Annotated in this window: 14 protein-coding genes; 7 read left to right on the forward strand and 7 right to left on the reverse strand. The window is 46.0% G+C overall.

All coding sequences use genetic code 11. The features are described from left to right. Nucleotides 1-64: 64 nt before the first annotated feature. On the reverse strand, nucleotides 65-1474 hold the full coding sequence (glnA, locus tag AB6D93_RS06385) for a glutamate--ammonia ligase (RefSeq protein ID WP_017059221.1): 1410 nt from the start codon (nucleotides 1472-1474) through the stop codon (nucleotides 65-67). A 562-nt stretch (nucleotides 1475-2036) separates the two neighbouring features. Between glnA and typA the strand changes: the two genes are divergently transcribed. Continuing rightward, the gene (gene typA / locus AB6D93_RS06390; RefSeq protein ID WP_017059220.1) at nucleotides 2037-3872 is read left to right on the forward strand and encodes a translational GTPase TypA; all 1836 of its coding nucleotides are present in this window, start codon (nucleotides 2037-2039) and stop codon (nucleotides 3870-3872) included. Between the two features lie 144 nt (nucleotides 3873-4016). Here typA and AB6D93_RS06395 read toward each other — a convergent pair whose 3' ends face one another. Continuing rightward, on the reverse strand, nucleotides 4017-4547 hold the full coding sequence (locus AB6D93_RS06395; protein ID WP_102332595.1) for an AAA family ATPase: 531 nt from the start codon (nucleotides 4545-4547) through the stop codon (nucleotides 4017-4019). 31 nt (nucleotides 4548-4578) lie between these two features. After that, nucleotides 4579-5220 carry a DUF2959 domain-containing protein gene (locus AB6D93_RS06400; protein ID WP_029235101.1) on the reverse strand — a complete coding sequence of 214 codons (642 nt, stop codon included), beginning with the start codon at nucleotides 5218-5220 and terminating at the stop codon, nucleotides 4579-4581. 42 nt (nucleotides 5221-5262) lie between these two features. Between AB6D93_RS06400 and AB6D93_RS06405 the strand changes: the two genes are divergently transcribed. From AB6D93_RS06405 to AB6D93_RS06415, 3 genes are read left to right on the forward strand one after another with little or no spacing between them, the layout of a single operon-like run. Further along, nucleotides 5263-6204, forward strand: a complete 942-nt coding sequence (locus AB6D93_RS06405) for a virulence factor BrkB family protein (protein ID WP_102332596.1) — start codon at nucleotides 5263-5265, stop codon at nucleotides 6202-6204. Beyond that, nucleotides 6176-6610 carry a D-aminoacyl-tRNA deacylase gene (dtd, locus tag AB6D93_RS06410; protein WP_004735590.1) on the forward strand — a complete coding sequence of 145 codons (435 nt, stop codon included), beginning with the start codon at nucleotides 6176-6178 and terminating at the stop codon, nucleotides 6608-6610. The genes AB6D93_RS06405 and dtd overlap by 29 nt, the downstream gene beginning before the upstream one ends. Before the next feature lie 16 nt (nucleotides 6611-6626). Further along, nucleotides 6627-7562, forward strand: a complete 936-nt coding sequence (locus AB6D93_RS06415) for a bifunctional GNAT family N-acetyltransferase/hotdog fold thioesterase (protein ID WP_102332597.1) — start codon at nucleotides 6627-6629, stop codon at nucleotides 7560-7562. 44 nt (nucleotides 7563-7606) lie between these two features. Here the strand turns inward: AB6D93_RS06415 and AB6D93_RS06420 are convergent, their stop codons facing one another. From AB6D93_RS06420 to hslR, 4 genes are all read right to left on the reverse strand, one after another. Continuing rightward, nucleotides 7607-9577, reverse strand: a complete 1971-nt coding sequence (locus AB6D93_RS06420) for an AsmA family protein (RefSeq protein ID WP_102332598.1) — start codon at nucleotides 9575-9577, stop codon at nucleotides 7607-7609. 154 nt (nucleotides 9578-9731) lie between these two features. Then, complete coding sequence (gene pckA / locus AB6D93_RS06425) at nucleotides 9732-11357, reverse strand: phosphoenolpyruvate carboxykinase (ATP) (RefSeq protein WP_017062492.1); 1626 nt, start codon at nucleotides 11355-11357, stop codon at nucleotides 9732-9734. Between the two features lie 337 nt (nucleotides 11358-11694). After that, entirely contained in the window at nucleotides 11695-12588 is an 894-nt protein-coding gene (gene hslO / locus AB6D93_RS06430; RefSeq protein ID WP_017063067.1) for an Hsp33 family molecular chaperone HslO, read from the reverse strand. Nucleotides 12589-12606: 18 nt separating this feature from the next. Then, complete coding sequence (gene hslR / locus AB6D93_RS06435) at nucleotides 12607-12993, reverse strand: ribosome-associated heat shock protein Hsp15 (protein ID WP_017062490.1); 387 nt, start codon at nucleotides 12991-12993, stop codon at nucleotides 12607-12609. A 331-nt stretch (nucleotides 12994-13324) separates the two neighbouring features. On the opposite strand from hslR, the gene gspC reads away from it, so the two are divergent. Genes gspC through gspE form a run of 3 tightly spaced genes read left to right on the forward strand, consistent with a single transcriptional unit; the run spans nucleotide 13325 to nucleotide 17774 of the window. Continuing rightward, nucleotides 13325-14206 carry a type II secretion system protein GspC gene (gene gspC, locus AB6D93_RS06440; protein ID WP_017062489.1) on the forward strand — a complete coding sequence of 294 codons (882 nt, stop codon included), beginning with the start codon at nucleotides 13325-13327 and terminating at the stop codon, nucleotides 14204-14206. 41 nt (nucleotides 14207-14247) lie between these two features. Next, nucleotides 14248-16272 (forward strand): type II secretion system secretin GspD, encoded by a 2025-nt coding sequence (gspD, locus tag AB6D93_RS06445; RefSeq protein ID WP_102332599.1) that lies wholly within the window; start codon nucleotides 14248-14250, stop codon nucleotides 16270-16272. Continuing rightward, nucleotides 16272-17774 carry a type II secretion system ATPase GspE gene (gene gspE / locus AB6D93_RS06450; RefSeq protein ID WP_372050050.1) on the forward strand — a complete coding sequence of 501 codons (1503 nt, stop codon included), beginning with the start codon at nucleotides 16272-16274 and terminating at the stop codon, nucleotides 17772-17774. The genes gspD and gspE overlap by 1 nt, the downstream gene beginning before the upstream one ends. The last annotated feature ends 1 nt before the right edge of the window (nucleotide 17775 follow it).

A 17775-nucleotide genomic window follows, 5' to 3' on the forward strand; every position in this document is an offset into this window, starting at 1 on the left:
GCCTAATATTTAGTCAGCGATTCTTACAAGGTTGCAGTAAGAAATGGCTTATCTCTACAGGAGATTAAACTGAGTAGTACAGTTCAAACTCAAGTGGGTGTGTAGCCATGTTCACGCGTTGTACGTCGTCAGATTTCAGAGTGATGTAAGAATCGATGAAATCGTCAGAGAATACGCCGCCAGCTGTTAGGAACTCACGGTCTTCGCTAAGCGCTGCTAGAGCTTCTTGTAGAGATTCTGCAACTGTTGGGATTTCAGCTGCTTCTTCTGCAGGAAGGTCGTATAGATCTTTATCCATAGCTTCGCCTGGGTGAATCTTGTTCTTGATGCCGTCAAGGCCAGCCATAAGCATTGCTGAGTAGCATAGGTATGGGTTAGCTGCTGGGTCACCAAAACGTAGCTCGATACGACGTGCTTTAGGGCTTGGTACTACTGGGATACGGATAGAAGCAGAACGGTTACGTGCTGAGTAAGCAAGCATTACAGGTGCTTCGAAACCAGGTACAAGACGCTTGTACGAGTTAGTTGATGGGTTAGCAAACGCGTTGATTGCACGAGCGTGCTTGATTACACCACCGATGTAGTAAAGAGCCATTTCAGATAGGCCGCCGTACTTATCACCAGCAAACAGGTTAACGCCGTCTTTTGCTAGAGATTGGTGAACGTGCATACCAGAACCGTTGTCACCAACTAGTGGCTTAGGCATGAATGTCGCTGTTTTACCAAATGCGTGAGCAACGTTGTGTACAACGTACTTGTAGATTTGAGTTTCATCAGCTTTCGCTGTTAGCGTGTTGAAGCGAGTAGCGATTTCGTTTTGACCCGCAGTTGCTACTTCATGGTGGTGAGCTTCAACAACTAGGCCCATCTCTTCCATTACTAGACACATTGCTGAACGGATGTCTTGAGATGAATCTACTGGAGCTACTGGGAAGTAACCGCCTTTAACGCCAGGACGGTGACCTTTGTTACCGCCTTCGAAGTCAGAACCTGTGTTCCAAGCTGCTTCTACGTCATCGATCTTGAAGAAAGAACCAGACATGTCGTTTGAGAACTTAACGTCGTCAAATAGGAAGAATTCTGGCTCTGGACCAACTAGAACTGTGTCTGCGATACCTGTAGAACGTAGGTACTCTTCAGAACGTTTAGCGATAGAGCGTGGGTCACGGTCGTAGCCTTGCATTGTTGCAGGCTCAAGGATGTCACAACGGATGTTTAGTGTTGCGTCTTCTGTGAATGGGTCCAGTACAGCAGATGCTGCGTCTGGCATCATTACCATGTCAGATTCGTTAATGCCTTTCCAACCAGCTACTGAAGAGCCGTCAAACATTTTGCCTTCTTCGAAGAAGTCTGCATCAACTTGGTGAGAAGGAATAGAGATATGCTGCTCTTTACCTTTTGTATCAGTAAAACGTAAGTCGATAAATTTAACTTCGTTCTCTTGGATCAGGGATAGTACATTTTCTACTGACATCTTGGATAACCTCCAGTGTTATTAATTCGGTATTAGCTCGATTCGGTTGAAACTAGCATTGATTAATGTCTATAAGTGCATTAATCGATGCTGATTTATCTACTGCCAAAAACGTGCCAAAAAAATTATTCCATTAATTTCAATGATTTACTTGTTTTGCGATTTTTCTTAATCTGGTTTTTGCACCAAAATGATCTCTAGTTGCACTTTATTGGTGCAACTGTTTGTCTGTGCACCAATATGAGACATAAGCGAGCACCATTCAGCAATGAATTGCCTAAGTTGTCAATCCACTTTTGTTATTTTGCGGGAGATTTGGTTCGCCACTCGCAGGTGATACTTTTTTAGAGTCCTACGAATTGGGCTGTTCAACACTGTACTGAATCAAAGTTAAGCGGATATGAATCGCTAATAAAGAAAAAAGCCCCGGTTCAGATCACATATTTCTGGGTTTTTGTCTAGAATCTGGTATATTATTGACCGTTTTTTAAATCAAGCTAGCGGTTATTATCCAAACTTTTGAGATAAGTGACGGCTACTTTTATGAGTGAATCGAGAATCCATGTCTACTCCACAGATTGATAAGTTAAGAAATATCGCGATCATCGCGCACGTTGACCACGGTAAAACGACTTTGGTTGATAAACTGCTACAACAGTCAGGCACTCTTGAGTCTCGTGGTGAAGCTGAAGAGCGTGTCATGGATTCGAATGACATCGAAAAAGAGCGTGGCATTACCATTCTTGCTAAGAACACAGCAATCAACTGGAATGATTACCGCATCAACATCGTAGATACTCCGGGACACGCGGACTTCGGTGGTGAAGTTGAGCGTATCATGTCTATGGTTGACTCTGTTCTGCTTATCGTTGACGCAGTTGATGGCCCAATGCCTCAAACTCGTTTCGTAACGCAAAAAGCATTCGCACACGGTCTTAAGCCAATCGTTGTAATCAACAAGATTGACCGCCCAGGCGCTCGTCCTGATTGGGTTATGGATCAAGTATTCGACCTTTTCGACAACCTAGGTGCTACTGATGAGCAACTAGACTTCACAGTTGTTTACGCTTCAGCTCTAAACGGCTGGGCAACAATGACTGAAGGCGAAACTGGCGAGAACATGGAACCATTGTTCCAAGCTGTTGTTGATACAGTAGACGCGCCTGCAGTTGACCTTGACGGTCCACTACAAATGCAAATTTCGCAACTTGATTACAGCTCTTACGTAGGTGTTATCGGTGTTGCTCGTGTTACTCGTGGTTCTGTTAAACCAAACCAACAAGTAACTATCGTCAATGCAGAAGGCAAAAAACGTAACGGTAAAGTAGGTACAGTTCTTGGTTACCTAGGTCTTGACCGTCACGAAGTTGAGCAAGCTAACGCTGGCGACATCATTGCAATCACTGGTCTTGGTGAGCTGAAAATTTCAGACACTATCTGTGACGTAAACAATGTTGAAGCAATGACTCCGCTTTCTGTTGATGAACCAACAGTAACAATGACGTTCCAAGTAAACACTTCTCCGTTCGCGGGTAAAGAAGGTAAGTTCGTTACTTCACGTAACATCCTTGAGCGTCTAGAGAAAGAACTAGTACACAACGTTGCACTACGTGTTGAAGAAACTGATAACCCAGATCGTTTCCGTGTTTCAGGTCGTGGTGAACTTCACCTATCTATCCTGATCGAAAACATGCGTCGTGAAGGTTTCGAGCTAGCTGTATCTCGTCCAGAAGTTATCATCAAGAAAGACGAAGATGGCAACCTAACTGAACCGTTTGAAACTGTGACTATCGACGTGCTTGAAGAGCACCAAGGTGGCATCATGGAAAACATCGGTCTACGTAAAGGTGAGCTAACTGATATGTCTCCAGATGGCAAAGGCCGTGTTCGCATGGACTTCATGATGCCTTCTCGTGGTCTTATCGGTTTCCAAACTGAGTTCCTAACTCTAACGTCTGGTTCTGGTCTTCTTTACCACTCATTTGATCACTACGGTCCTCACAAAGGCGGCGTAATCGGTCAACGTAACAACGGTGTTCTAATCTCGAACGCAACTGGTAAAGCTCTGACTTACGCACTATTCAACCTACAAGAACGTGGTCGTCTATTTGCTGAGCACGCGGATGAAGTATACGAAGGTCAAATCATCGGTATTCACAACCGTTCAAACGACCTAACAGTAAACTGTCTGAAAGGTAAGCAGCTAACGAACGTTCGTGCATCTGGTACTGATGAAGCACAGGTTCTTTCGCCACCTATCCGTCACACTCTAGAGCAAGCTCTTGAGTTCATCGACGAAGACGAACTAGTAGAAGTAACGCCAGTAAGCATTCGTATCCGTAAGAAGCTTCTTACTGAAAACGAACGTAAGCGTGCAGCACGTCCAGCTAAGGCTTAATTGCCAGCTGACTAGCTTCTAGCTAAGTAGATAAGAAAGCCCCGAGTAGCCTAGCTGCTCGGGGCTTTTGTTTTTTAGTTTGTTTAGATACGGTTAAACGAGATTTCGTCATCCTCAAGAGGGAGGAACGACCGAGTTGGGGATCTAGCTTTTGATACCTAAGTAACGCTCAACGAATTGAAGCCGTTCTTCGACTTGCATAAACGGCACTTCAACCACCTCATAACCAAGTTCTTGGTAGACTCTTTCTAACGCGTGGTGAATCTCTAACGCCTCCTCAAACGGATAAGGTCTCACATCATCTTGTACATAAATTGAAGCCTCAGGGCGACAGAACAACACTTGGGGGTGATAACCTTGGCTCGCTTCTCGGTAGGTTGTGTTTATCTCTAGTTTCGCCTGAGCCAAGTAGCCACAGATATCTGGAATGGCGCGATCGAGAAAGGCAACAGGATGCTGACTGGCTTGGTCTTTGTGTTCGCTCATGACGGTTAAACATAGGCGAGCAAAGCCTGGAAGGTCTAACCAAGGTAAGATACCGTTCTCAAGTTGACTCTGCTGTTCGATTAACTGGCGAGAGGACTCAGCGAATATCGGGTAACCCATGTCACCCAAGGCATTAATTAGTGTGGTTTTACCAGCCCCTGGGCCGCCAGTAACAATGATTGGGTTCATACGGGTTTATCTTAATTCGCTTCTAATGGCACTACTTCTGATTGAGTTGAGCTAGGAATTTATCCGACTCTGCTATTGCCGCATTCATCTGCTCTATTGCATAGGCGATGTCTTTTTCTAAGCTCATAAACTCACCTTGCAGCGAGCCGACAGCGCTCGCATTGAGGTTGTGCTTCAAGTAAAGCGTGTTGTCGCGAAGGGTATTGAGCACTGGGTCCATTTTCTTCTCGGCGCGCTTCATTGCTGACAGCATCGTTTGGTAAGACAATTTAGTTTCACGAAGTTTTTGCTCGCTCGAGCGGCGCAGTGAATCACTGGTGTAGAGATCTAACTCACTCTGCCACTCTTCAAACAGCGCATCCGACACATCTTCAATCGCAGCAATGCGGTCACTGACATTTTGCGCGGCTTTCTCGCTGTCTTGGTATTTATCATTGATTTGGTTGTACATGTCTTCAAGGTCGCCGCCACTGAAATTAGTCAGGCTACTCAAGGCTTCAAGTGCGCTGGTAAACTCTTCCTGAGCATCCTGCTGCGACTCTTTAGCGTCTTCCACTCTATCGACCATAATGTCACGCTTGTGGTAACCCACTTGCTCCATGGCGGAGTAATAAGCTGACTGGCATCCAGTAAGAGTAAAAATAGAGAGGACTATAACTATTAAATAAGGCATCCTAGTTTCCTATAGTTAAGTAACGGAATATTAATTAGGACTATGAACGAGTTACAAGGGAGTTACAAGTTGAAGATAAAAAAGGTCGCCACACTCAGTATTCAGTTTTCTCGCTATCTTTTGGCGCGAATGACGCACGATAGAGTCAACGTGAATGCGGGCTACTTGGCGTACATTACTTTGCTCTCGATCGTACCGATGTTGACGGTTCTGCTCTCTATCTTGTCATCATTTTCCATCTTTGCTGATGTTGGTATCGTGATTCAAAACTTCGTTATTATCAACTTTGTTCCAGCGTCAGGAGATGCGGTGCACGGTGCCTTGCTCGAGTTTGTTGCCAACACGGGTAAGATGACGGCGGTCGGTGGTGTGTTCTTGTTCATTGCGGCACTGATGTTGATCTCGAATATCGATAAGAACCTAAACTACATCTGGCGTGTTAATGAGAAGCGACGTGCGGTATTGTCGTTCTCAATGTACTGGATGGTGCTAACACTTGGGCCGATCTTGGTTGGGGCGAGTATTGCTGCCACTTCGTATGTGACATCGCTCAGTCTGCTACAAAATGAAGTCGTATCTGGCGCCTTTAATACCGTAATTCGCAAACTGCCTTTGATTCTCTCTTTCTTTGCGTTTTTCGGTCTGTACCTGTTGGTTCCCAACAAAAAGATACACTTTTCTCATGCGGCTGCAGGTTCTCTAGTGGCGGCTCTGTTGTTCGAACTCAGTAAGAAAGGCTTCGCGGCCTACATTACTCAATTCCCTTCTTACCAGTTGATTTATGGCGCATTGGCGGCAATACCAATTCTTTTTGTCTGGGTTTATTTGTGCTGGTTGATTGTGCTGGTGGGTGCTGAGGTGACCGCTGCATTGGGTGAGCAGGAACAGTGGAGTGACTCGAAAGAAATGGTACACTCTTCGGATAACGACAAAATCACAGAGCAAGGAAACAACAGTGATAGCACTGATCCAGAGAGTAAGTGAAGCTGCCGTCCGTGTTGATGGCGAAGTAGTTGGTGAGATTGAACAAGGCTTATTAGTTTTGTTAGGCGTAGAAAAAGGTGACGACGAAGCCAAAGCCAAACGTTTGATGGAACGAGTGACCACTTATCGTGTCTTTGGAGACGAAGACGATAAAATGAACCTCAACGTGAAGCAAGTAGAAGGTAAGGTATTAGTGGTGTCTCAATTCACTCTGCCGGCCGATACCAAGAAAGGGACTCGAGCAGGGTTCTCTCGTGGTGCTCACCCAGAAGATGCTGAGCGTCTTTATAACTATTTCTCTGACCAGTGTGAATCAGTGTTACCAACGGAACGTGGCCGATTCGCAGCCGACATGAAAGTGTCTTTGGTTAATGATGGCCCAGTGACATTCTGGCTGCAGGTTTAGGCTTAAAGGAATAAGCATGTTTAAACTCATAACACCAACCACCGAAAATCAGCTAAACAAGTATTACCATTTTCGTTGGCAGATGCTCCGTGAACCTTGGCGAATGCCGGTAGGTTCTGAGCGCGATGAATATGACCCAATGAGTCACCATCGCATGATTGTTGATGGTCGTGGTCGCCCGATGGCGATTGGTCGTCTGTATATCACCCCAGATCTGGAAGGTCAGATCCGCTACATGGCGGTGAAGAAATCTCGCCAAAGTAAAGGCATGGGTTCGTTGATTCTAGTCGCACTTGAGTCATTGGCTCGCCAAGAAGGTGCTAAGCGCTTGGTGTGTAATGCACGTGAAGATGCGATCTCATTCTATGAGAAGAATGAATTTGAACGTCGCGGTGAGATTAACGATCAACGTGGCCCTGTGCGTCACCAACAGATGGTTAAGCATCTTGACCCAATGGCAGACGTTCTGCGTAAGCCTGAGTGGTGTAATGAGCTTCAGCAGCGCTGGGAACATCAGATCCCGATCAGTGACAAGATGGGCATCAAGATCAACCAATACACGGGTTACCAATTTGAGTGTAGTGCTCAGCTGAATCCCAACTTGAACCCGCATAATACCATGTTTGCAGGCTCTGCCTTTACCTTAGCGACCTTAACTGGTTGGGGGATGACTTGGTTATTGATGAAAGAACGCGGGCTGACCGGTGATATCGTGCTGGCAGACAGTAATATTCGTTATCGTCACCCGGTTGAGCAAAACCCTGTTGCCTCTACTTCATTGGATGGGATCAGTGGTGACTTGGACCGCCTTGCGTCAGGAAGAAAGGCACGTATCATCATTCACGTGACCATTCATAGCGGCGATGTGGAAGCGGTAGAGTTTACGGGAACCTATATGCTGATCCCTGATTATAAGAAAATACTATCGACGGATAGCAAGGCGAGTGAATAACTTCACGCTCGCTTGATGATAGATAGAATTATTGACTGAAAGCGCTACTCCTGAGGAGTGGCGTTTTTTTGTTGGCAGTCGTTAATCTCCGAATACTCAGCTTGGGTGAGCTTTCCTGAGATTTGATGACATGGGTCCGATAGGGTAATCGAGAGGGTGTGTTGCTCGGCTTTAAGCAAGTCGAGTTCTCCAGAAGCCTCGCCATTGAGCGTTTGAACCCTTTGTTCGCCTTGCTCTGCTGCTGACGCACCAATAATGTGCATCGGTTCGAGAGTGAAGCGCCCACGGTCAAAATGCGCATTAAGCTCTGGAATTTCAAACACGTTATCAGTCGATGTTTCAGAAAGCTTGTCATTAAAGGTCATCACACCCTGGCGAACGCTGCCAGTGAGTTGCCCTGTGGTTGAGTAACCGAGCATCAGTGAGTCGCCATATAAACCTGCGGCTTGAAGTTCAAACTCGCCATAGCCGGTTGCATCGAGTGGTAATTCAAGTCGCTGCAGCATGGGTGCTATCGGTAACCCATCGACAGAAATATCTAAGCTCCATGGCTTGCTGATTTGGTTAAAATCGAGCGTTGCATTGGCTTCAATGTAGCCATTCCTGAGTGGCGCAAACAGACGTGTCAGCGTCCATTTCCCTTGTTCGCTATTCATCTCAACCACAGGCTGTGCGCTGAGAATATTTTGATAGCTGGCATCATTGGCGCTCGCCATCAGCTTCCCTTGCCACAGACCCAGTTTTCTATCTTGCAGTAGTTGAACTTGATGCCCCTCGACATGTAATCCTGAGACCTGCCAGTAAGGTTGTTGTGCGAGTTGGATAAGTTGACTGCGTTCTATGTTAAGTCGGTTAATCTCGACGTTCTGGAGCTGTGTGAGCCAAGGTAATAGGCGAGCGGCCGGTAGAGGGCTATCTTGGTTTTCGGTAATCCACTTGATGCCTTGCAGGTCGAGCTGCGCTAATTGAATGCTGCTAGGGGTAACTTCGCCATTGAGCTGAACAGTGCCCTGCAGCAATTGAGTATAGAAATCCTCAATCAGAATCCGGTTTGCTTCTAGGTTGAGCTTTAGGCTTGGCTCGATGAACATGTCATCATCAATGGTCACTCCTTCTGCCTGTAGAGAAAAAATGGCTTTCTGTTGTTTCCAGATTTCAAAAGGCAGTTGGATATTTTCTAATGAGGCATCAAAGGCAGCGAGGTGGCCATCTTGCCACTCTACGTCGCTACGCAGAATATCTAAGCTATTGATGTGATTAATCTTAATGCCTGCAACATCCCACTCTTTGCTTAGTAGGTTTTGGGTCTGTTTCTGATTGAGTCGTAATCCATCGACGGTCACGTTCACCAACGACCAATCTTGTTGATACTGCTCTGCTTGACCGGAAATCTTGGCGCCACGCCAGTCAAATGAAGCACCATAAAGCGTGCTATCGCTAGGTTTTAAGTCTAGGTCAATCAACAGATTATCGAATGCTTCACCTTGCCAATACAGTTGTGAGGCAGAGAGTTGGGTTTTTCCATAAGGTAGCAGCGAGTTATCGTTGTTCCACGTTGGGGCGGAGATCTGCAGGTCGATGCCTCGCGCATTAAACTCTGGCGTCGAAAAGTCGAGATTGTTGATGGCCAGCTGGTGGAGCTTGATGTTTGGTTGGGTAAATAAAGAAGTCAGTGTTTTTAGATCGTCTGCCTCTAATTGTAGGCCGCTGATCAAAACAGATTCAAAGACCAGTTTGGCCTCTGTCATCGAGCTGGGGCTGAACCAAAGATCGATCTTGTCGATATACAGAGGTGTTTGCTTTTCTGGTTGGCTTTGGGTAATGCCCATTAAGGTGATGTGATAAGGCGCCTGATACTCAACATCTTCAATGAATACAGGTTGTTCAATCGTATGTTTGATAAAAAAGTTGGCAACATCCGCACGGTATTGGGTCTGCAGGCTTAATAGCAGCGCTGCGATAGTTGCAACGGCGATAGCCAACACAATGCCGAACACCATGAATACCTTTTTCATTCCCTGAAAGCCTTAAATTTCAATAGTCTTAAAACAGAGTGGAACAAAAAGGGTCAAGCATCAACAAAAAAGCCCCTCAAAAGAGGGGCTTGCTACAAAAATATCATTTTAAATTGGGCGTTTGCTTTTGGCTAAGCCCGAGCAGATGGTTGGATTAGTCCAGTTGAGGACCAGCTGCAACCAGTGACTTACCTTCAGCGTTGTCTGTGTACTTATCAAAGTTGTTGATGAAGCGCTCGGCTAGATCTTTCGCTTTGCTTTCCCATTGTAGAGGGTCAGTGTACGTATCGCGTGGGTCAAGGATCGCTGGGTCAACATCGTGCAGCGCTAGTGGCACTTCTAGGTTAAACATAGGGATAACCTTAGTTTCAGCGTTGTCGATTGAGCCATCTAGGATAGCGTCGATGATGCCTCGCGTATCTTGGATAGAGATACGTTTACCAGTACCGTTCCAACCTGTGTTCACTAGGTAAGCTTCAGCGCCAGCTGCTTCCATACGCTTCACAAGCACTTCAGCGTACTGAGTTGGGTGGAGAGTTAAGAATGCCGCACCAAATGCAGCAGAGAACGTTGGCGTTGGCTCAGTAATACCACGCTCAGTGCCCGCTAGTTTTGCAGTGAAGCCAGATAGGAAGTGGTACTTCGTTTGCTCTGGAGTCAGTTTAGAAACGGGTGGCAGTACACCGAATGCATCAGCAGTCAGGAAGATAACCTTTTGAGCGTGACCGGCTTTTGATACTGGTTTAACGATGTTATCGATGTGGTGAATTGGGTAAGAAACACGAGTGTTCTCAGTTTTTGAACCGTCATCAAAATCGATAGAACCATCACCACGAACTGTTACGTTTTCTAGTAGTGCATCACGACGGATTGCATTGTAGATTTCAGGTTCTGCTTCTTTAGATAGACGAATCGTCTTCGCGTAACAACCACCTTCGAAGTTGAAGATACCATCGTCATCCCAACCGTGCTCATCATCACCGATTAGCTCACGCTTAGGATCGGTTGAAAGCGTAGTTTTACCTGTACCAGATAGACCGAAGAAGATGGCTACATCGCCTTTCTCGCCGACGTTTGCACTACAGTGCATTGAAGCAATGCCTTGCAGAGGAAGCAGGTAGTTCATCATTGCGAACATGCCTTTCTTCATCTCACCGCCGTACCAAGTACCACCGATGATTTGAACGCGCTCTGTTAGGTTGAAAGCAACGAAGTTTTCAGAGTTTAGACCCTGCTTTTCCCAGTTAGGGTTAGTTGTTTTAGCACCGTTCATTACCACGAAATCAGGTTCGAACGTTGCTAGCTCTTCGTCAGTTGGACGAATGAACATGTTCTTAACGAAGTGCGCTTGCCACGCTACTTCAGTGATAATACGCACGCTTAAGCGCGTATCAGGGTTAGCACCACAATAACCGTCGATGACAAACAGGCGCTTGCCAGATAGCTGAGTTGTCACAAGCTCTTTCAGCTCATTCCATACTTCAGTTGTAATCGGTTTGTTGTCATTTTTGCCTTGATCTGACCACCACATGGTATCGCGGGTTGTGTCATCTTTAACAATGTACTTATCTTTTGGTGAGCGGCCAGTAAAGATACCAGTGTCTACCGCAACAGAGCCTAGTTCCGTTACTACGCCTTTTTCGTAGCCTTCCAAACCTGGCAGTGTTTCTTCAACGAATAACTGCTCGTAGCTAGGATTACGAAGAACTTCAGTAACGCCAGTCAGTCCGTGCTTAGTTAGATCAATTTGTGCAGCCTTTGTATGTTCCATAACGGTCATAGGTGCTCCTTGTAGGATATTTTGTAGGGATTTTGTATTAATTTTTTATTGTTATCTGCTCACCATGCTAGCAACGAGACTCGGGGGAAACAGGGATATAGCTCAAAAAATATCCATATTAGCCATGGGGTTTTAAGCGTCTCGTCACATATTGGCCCGACTAGTCTATCCTGTACGCAAACCTTTGCGCTAGGGGCGAGAACATTATTAATTGATTAAAATTAAGCGGTGATTTTATTACGAGATGTTACGGAGTTTGCGCTATTTTGATCACAAAAAAGGCCAGCTGAGTGCTGACCTTTTTGGGGTAAATTACGTGTTTTTGGTACGCCGTAAATTAATGAACCGTATTGCTGCCTTTATCTGCTGCTTCTGCGTACAGTGCATCAACATCATTCTTGTCGAACGAGTAGTTTGTGCCACAGTAATCGCAGTGTAGACCAACGCTTCCTTCGGTGCTTAGGATGTCGTAGATCTCTTCTTGAGCAACAGTAATGATTGCTGCTGCACTTCGATCGCGTGAACAGCCACAGAAGAACTCAACCGGTTGTGGTGTGAATAGCTGTACTTTCTCTTGGTTGTACAAACGGTAAAGCAGTTCGTTAGCTTCTAAAGTGAATAGCTCTTCGTTTTTCACGGTGTCTGTTAGTTGCTCTAGGTGCTCGAAGTCGTCTGGAGTACCGGTGCCGTCAGGCATTACTTGTAGCAACATACCTGCAGCGTGTGCTTTGCCTTCATGCTCGCCAGTGCGCAGCCATAGACGAGTCTTAAGCTGTTCAGAGTTAGCGAAGTAGCCTTCAAGCACTTGTGCAAGCGTGTCACCTTCAAGACCAACGATACCTTGGTAACGCTCACCTTTCTTAGGATCGATAGTGATCACTAGATGACCTTTACCCATTAGGGCGTGTAGACCTGCGTCGTCTGCGATATCGCCTTCAAAGCGAGCAACACCACGGATCTTCTGATCGTGATCGCCATTGATAACTGCTAGAGATACTGGGCCGTCACCTTGCAGCTGCATCGTGATAGAACCTTCAAACTTTAGGGTCGCCGTTAGTAGCGTCGTTGAAACCAGTAGCTCACCCAACAGCTTTTGTACTGGAGCTGGGTATTCCTTGCTAGAAATAATCTGTTGGTACGCTTCGTCCATCTGTACCAATTCACCACGTACTGATAGGTCTTCAAATAGGTAGCGATTTAAAACATTACTTGTAGACATTGGGTCTGCCATTTGGCTATTCCTTCTAGCTTATTGAGTCTTGAACTTGATGATGTCACGACGTTGCTTTTTATCTGGGCGACGTTCTGGTGCTGGGCTATGAGCATTTAGCTTGCGCTGTTGTGCAAACTCTTCTCTTTTTGCCAAGCTTTCGGTGGTTTCTTCATAGAGGGTTTGAGCGATCGGGGCTCCACCACGATGGGCTGAGATTTTCTCGATCGTTACCGTCTTTTCTTCATTACCTTGGCGCAGTGTAATCACAGCCCCAAGTTCGACAATTTTACTTGGCTTGCTGCGCTGACCATTATAGTGGACTTTGCCACCATCGACCATGTTGCGAGCAATAGACCGGGTTTTGTAAAAACGAGCTGCCCACAACCATTTATCGAGTCTGACAGCTTCATTAGCAGTTTTCATATAGGGCTGTGCCTTATTAAGTGAGAAATGAATGCGGTTTAACTGTAACGAACAGTGCGCAACATGTTTTTGATGATGCTTATCACATTAAGTAGAAGCTTAAAGTGGAGGCGGTTGGCATTTTTTTCAAGTCATAATACAAAATAGCCATGTTATGCCGATTTATCGATTTGCTATGATATAGTTCAGGATCTTATTGCTTAAATAAGCTTGGTATCGAACGAATGAATAAAAAAGCTGAAAGTTTAATGATTTGCAGCGTTTGTCGTCATGAAAAGGGACTAGGAAAGTGAACTTTTTAGAGCTCAAAAATCGCGTAGGGAATTCTCCTATGTTGAGCCGCTTATTAGAGAATGGATTTGTACTTCAGCAGAAACTAAGCTTAGCGACCTGTTGTGTATTGATTGCAGCTTCCGCATGGATCTTAGGGCAGCTTGCATGGTTTATCGAACCTGCTGAGCAAACTATCGCGCCTTGGACAGCAACGGCTTCATCGTCTTCAGCACCTCAATCGACCCTTGATATCTCTTCTTTGCAGCAGAGCAACATGTTTGGTGCTTACAACCCAAGCACGCCCGCTGTGGTTGAACAGCAAGTTATCCAAGATGCGCCTAAGACGCGATTAAACCTCGTTTTAGTGGGTGCAGTCGCGAGCTCGAATCCAAAACTGAGCTTAGCGGTGATCGCCAATCGCGGCACGCAAGCGACCTACGGAATTAATGAAGAGATTGAAGGCACTCGAGCCAAGTTAAAAGCGGTATTAATCGACCGCGTTATCATTGATAACTCAGGACGAGACGAAACCTTGATGCTTGAAGGTATTGAGTACAAGCGTTTGGCTGTATCAGCGCCTGCGCCACCTCGTAGCTCTTCTTCGGTTCGTGGTAATAATCCGGCTTCAGCAGAAGAGAAGCTTGATGAAATTAAAGCGAAGATAATGAAAGATCCGCAACAAATCTTCCAATATGTTCGACTGTCTCAGGTGAAGCGTGACGATAAAGTGATCGGTTATCGTGTGAGCCCTGGCAAAGATTCAGAACTTTTTAACTCTGTTGGGCTCCAAAACGGAGATATTGCCACTCAGTTAAATGGACAAGACCTGACAGACCCTGCTGCTATGGGCAACATATTCCGTTCCATCTCAGAACTAACAGAGCTAAATCTGGTGGTCGAGAGAGATGGTCAACAACATGAAGTGTTTATTGAATTTTAAAACTTTGCGTCTAACGAAGGACGAAAGTGTAGGAGAAGTACGTGAAGCATTGGTTTAAGAAAAGTGCATGGTTATTAGCAGGAAGCTTGATCTGCACACCCGCAGCCATCGCGAGTGATTTTAGTGCCAGCTTTAAGGGCACTGACATTCAAGAGTTTATTAATATTGTTGGCCGCAACTTAGAGAAGACCATCATCGTTGACCCTTCGGTACGCGGGAAAATTGATGTGCGCAGTTATGACGTACTCAATGAAGAGCAATATTACAGCTTCTTCTTAAACGTATTAGAGGTGTATGGCTACGCGGTCGTTGAAATGGACTCGGGTGTTCTTAAGATCATCAAAGCCAAGGATTCGAAAACATCGGCAATTCCAGTCGTTGGAGACAGTGATACGATCAAAGGCGACAACGTGGTGACACGTGTTGTGACGGTTCGTAATGTCTCGGTTCGTGAACTTTCTCCTTTGCTTCGTCAATTGAACGATAATGCCGGTGCGGGTAACGTTGTGCACTACGATCCTGCCAATATCATCTTGATTACCGGTCGTGCGGCGGTAGTGAACCGTTTAGCAGAAATCATCAAGCGTGTTGACCAAGCGGGTGATAAAGAGATTGAAGTCGTTGAGCTAAAGAATGCTTCTGCGGCAGAAATGGTACGTATCGTTGATGCGTTAAGCAAAACCACTGATGCGAAAAACACACCTGCATTTCTACAACCTAAATTAGTTGCCGATGAACGTACCAATGCGATTCTTATCTCAGGTGACCCTAAGGTACGTAGCCGTTTAAGAAGGTTGATTGAACAGCTTGATGTGGAAATGGCAACCAAGGGCAACAACCAAGTAATTTACCTTAAATACGCCAAAGCAGAAGATTTAGTCGATGTGCTGAAAGGCGTGTCGGACAACCTGCAATCAGAAAAGCAATCTTCAACCAAAGGCAGCTCATCGCAACGTAACCAAGTGATGATCTCCGCTCACAGTGATACCAACTCGTTGGTGATTACCGCACAACCGGACATCATGAATGCGCTTCAAGATGTGATCGCACAGTTGGATATTCGTCGTGCTCAAGTATTGATTGAAGCCCTAATTGTCGAGATGGCAGAGGGTGATGGCATTAACCTTGGTGTGCAATGGGGTAACCTTGATACTGGTGCTGTGATTCAGTATGGCAACACAGGTGCGTCAATCGGTGGCGTAATGGTTGGTTTAGAAGAAGCGAAAGACACTGAAACGACCACCGCAGTCTATGATGATAATGGCGCCTTTTTGCGTAATGAAACGACCACAGAATCCGGTGACTACTCAACGTTAGCTTCTGCTCTTTCTGGCGTTAATGGCGCGGCAATGAGCGTAGTGATGGGTGACTGGACTGCCTTGATCAGTGCAGTAGCGACCGATTCAAATTCAAATATCCTATCTTCTCCAAGTATCACCGTGATGGATAACGGCGAAGCGTCGTTCATTGTGGGCGAAGAGGTGCCTGTTTTAACTGGCTCGACCGCAGGCTCAAGTAACGATAACCCATTCCAAACGGTTGAACGTAAAGAAGTGGGTATCAAGCTAAAAGTCGTGCCACAAATCAATGAAGGTGACTCAGTTCAGCTGCAAATAGAACAAGAAGTATCGAACGTATTAGGCGCAAACGGGGCAGTAGATGTTCGTTTTGCTAAGCGTCAGCTAAATACGTCAGTGATTGTTCAAGACGGTCAAATGCTGGTGCTGGGTGGCTTGATTGACGAGCGAGCGCTGGAAAGTGAATCTAAGGTGCCGTTCTTGGGCGATATCCCTGTTCTAGGACACCTGTTCAAATCAACCAGTACTCAGGTTGAGAAAAAGAACCTAATGGTCTTCATCAAACCAACCATTATTCGTGATGGTATGACAGCCGATGGTATCACGCAGCGTAAATACAACTTCATCCGTGCTGAGCAGTTGTACAAGGCTGAGCAAGGACTGAAATTAATGGCAGACGATAACATCCCGGTATTGCCTAAATTTGGCGAAAGCATGAATTACCCGGCTGAACTTCAAGCCTTCATTGATCAGATGGAAACAGAATAATGGCTGAATTGGTAAGGGCGGCACGTACTTATCAGCGCTTGCCGTTTAGCTTTGCGAATCGCTATAAGATGGTGTTGGAGTATCAACATCCAGAGCGCGCACCGATACTTTATTATGTTGAGCCACTGAAATCGGCGGCGATCATTGAAGTGAGTCGTGTTGTGAAAAATGGTTTCACGCCACAAGCGATTACTCTCGATGAGTTTGATAAAAAACTGACCGATGCTTATCAGCGTGACTCGTCGGAAGCTCGTCAGCTCATGGAAGACATTGGTGCTGATAGTGATGATTTCTTCTCACTAGCGGAAGAACTGCCTCAAGACGAAGACTTACTTGAATCAGAAGATGATGCACCAATCATCAAGTTAATCAATGCGATGCTGGGTGAGGCGATCAAAGAGGGTGCTTCGGATATACACATCGAAACCTTTGAGAAATCACTGTCGATCCGTTTCCGTATTGATGGTGTGTTACGTGATGTGTTGGCGCCGAGCCGTAAACTGGCTCCGCTGCTCGTGTCACGTGTAAAGGTTATGGCTAAATTGGATATTGCGGAAAAACGCGTGCCACAAGATGGTCGTATTTCTTTGCGTATTGGTGGCCGAGCGGTTGATGTTCGTGTTTCAACCATGCCTTCTTCGCACGGTGAGCGTGTGGTAATGCGTCTGTTGGACAAAAACGCCACTCGTCTAGACTTGCACAGTTTAGGTATGACAGCAGAAAACCATGAAAACTTCCGTAAGCTGATTCAGCGCCCACACGGCATTATCTTGGTGACCGGCCCGACAGGTTCAGGTAAATCGACGACCCTGTACGCAGGCCTGCAAGAACTCAACAGCAATGAACGAAACATTTTAACCGTTGAAGACCCGATCGAATTCGATATCGATGGCATTGGTCAAACACAAGTGAACCCTAAGGTTGATATGACCTTTGCGCGTGGTTTACGTGCGATTCTTCGTCAAGATCCCGATGTGGTAATGATTGGTGAGATACGTGACTTAGAGACCGCAGAGATCGCTGTTCAAGCCTCTTTGACCGGTCACTTAGTGATGTCGACCCTTCACACCAATACGGCAATCGGTGCAATTACGCGTCTGCGTGATATGGGCATCGAACCCTTCTTGATCTCTTCTTCGCTGCTGGGTGTTTTGGCTCAGCGCTTGGTTCGCACCCTGTGTAACGACTGTAAAGAACCTTACGAAGCGGATAAAGAACAGAAAAAACTGTTTGGGTTGAAGAAGAAAGACAGCCTAACGCTTTACCATGCCAAAGGGTGTGAAAGCTGCAGTCACAAAGGCTATCGAGGCCGTACTGGTATTCATGAGCTATTGATGATTGACGATTCGGTACAAGAGCTGATTCACAGTGAGGCTGGTGAACAGGCGATTGAGAAAGCAATTCGTGGCACAACACCAAGTATTCGAGATGATGGCTTGAGCAAAGTTCTGAAAGGGGTAACGTCCCTAGAAGAAGTGATGCGAGTGACCAAGGAAGTCTAGT

The organism is Vibrio sp. 10N.247.310.23, from assembly GCF_041467155.1.
GTDB classification, from domain to species: Bacteria; Pseudomonadota; Gammaproteobacteria; order Enterobacterales; family Vibrionaceae; genus Vibrio; species Vibrio crassostreae_C.

Bases quoted from the DNA above. Each gene is read 5' to 3' on its own strand.
- glnA (WP_017059221.1), bottom strand. From the start codon at position 1,474: ATGTCAGTAGAAAATGTACTATCCCTGATCCAAGAGAACGAAGTTAAA.
- typA (WP_017059220.1), top strand. From the start codon at position 2,037: ATGTCTACTCCACAGATTGATAAGTTAAGAAATATCGCGATCATCGCG.
- AB6D93_RS06395 (WP_102332595.1), bottom strand. From the start codon at position 4,547: ATGAACCCAATCATTGTTACTGGCGGCCCAGGGGCTGGTAAAACCACA.
- AB6D93_RS06400 (WP_029235101.1), bottom strand. From the start codon at position 5,220: ATGCCTTATTTAATAGTTATAGTCCTCTCTATTTTTACTCTTACTGGA.
- AB6D93_RS06405 (WP_102332596.1), top strand. From the start codon at position 5,263: ATGAACGAGTTACAAGGGAGTTACAAGTTGAAGATAAAAAAGGTCGCC.
- AB6D93_RS06415 (WP_102332597.1), top strand. From the start codon at position 6,627: ATGTTTAAACTCATAACACCAACCACCGAAAATCAGCTAAACAAGTAT.
- AB6D93_RS06420 (WP_102332598.1), bottom strand. From the start codon at position 9,577: ATGAAAAAGGTATTCATGGTGTTCGGCATTGTGTTGGCTATCGCCGTT.
- pckA (WP_017062492.1), bottom strand. From the start codon at position 11,357: ATGACCGTTATGGAACATACAAAGGCTGCACAAATTGATCTAACTAAG.
- hslO (WP_017063067.1), bottom strand. From the start codon at position 12,588: ATGGCAGACCCAATGTCTACAAGTAATGTTTTAAATCGCTACCTATTT.
- hslR (WP_017062490.1), bottom strand. From the start codon at position 12,993: ATGAAAACTGCTAATGAAGCTGTCAGACTCGATAAATGGTTGTGGGCA.
- gspC (WP_017062489.1), top strand. From the start codon at position 13,325: ATGTTGAGCCGCTTATTAGAGAATGGATTTGTACTTCAGCAGAAACTA.
- gspE (WP_372050050.1), top strand. From the start codon at position 16,272: ATGGCTGAATTGGTAAGGGCGGCACGTACTTATCAGCGCTTGCCGTTT.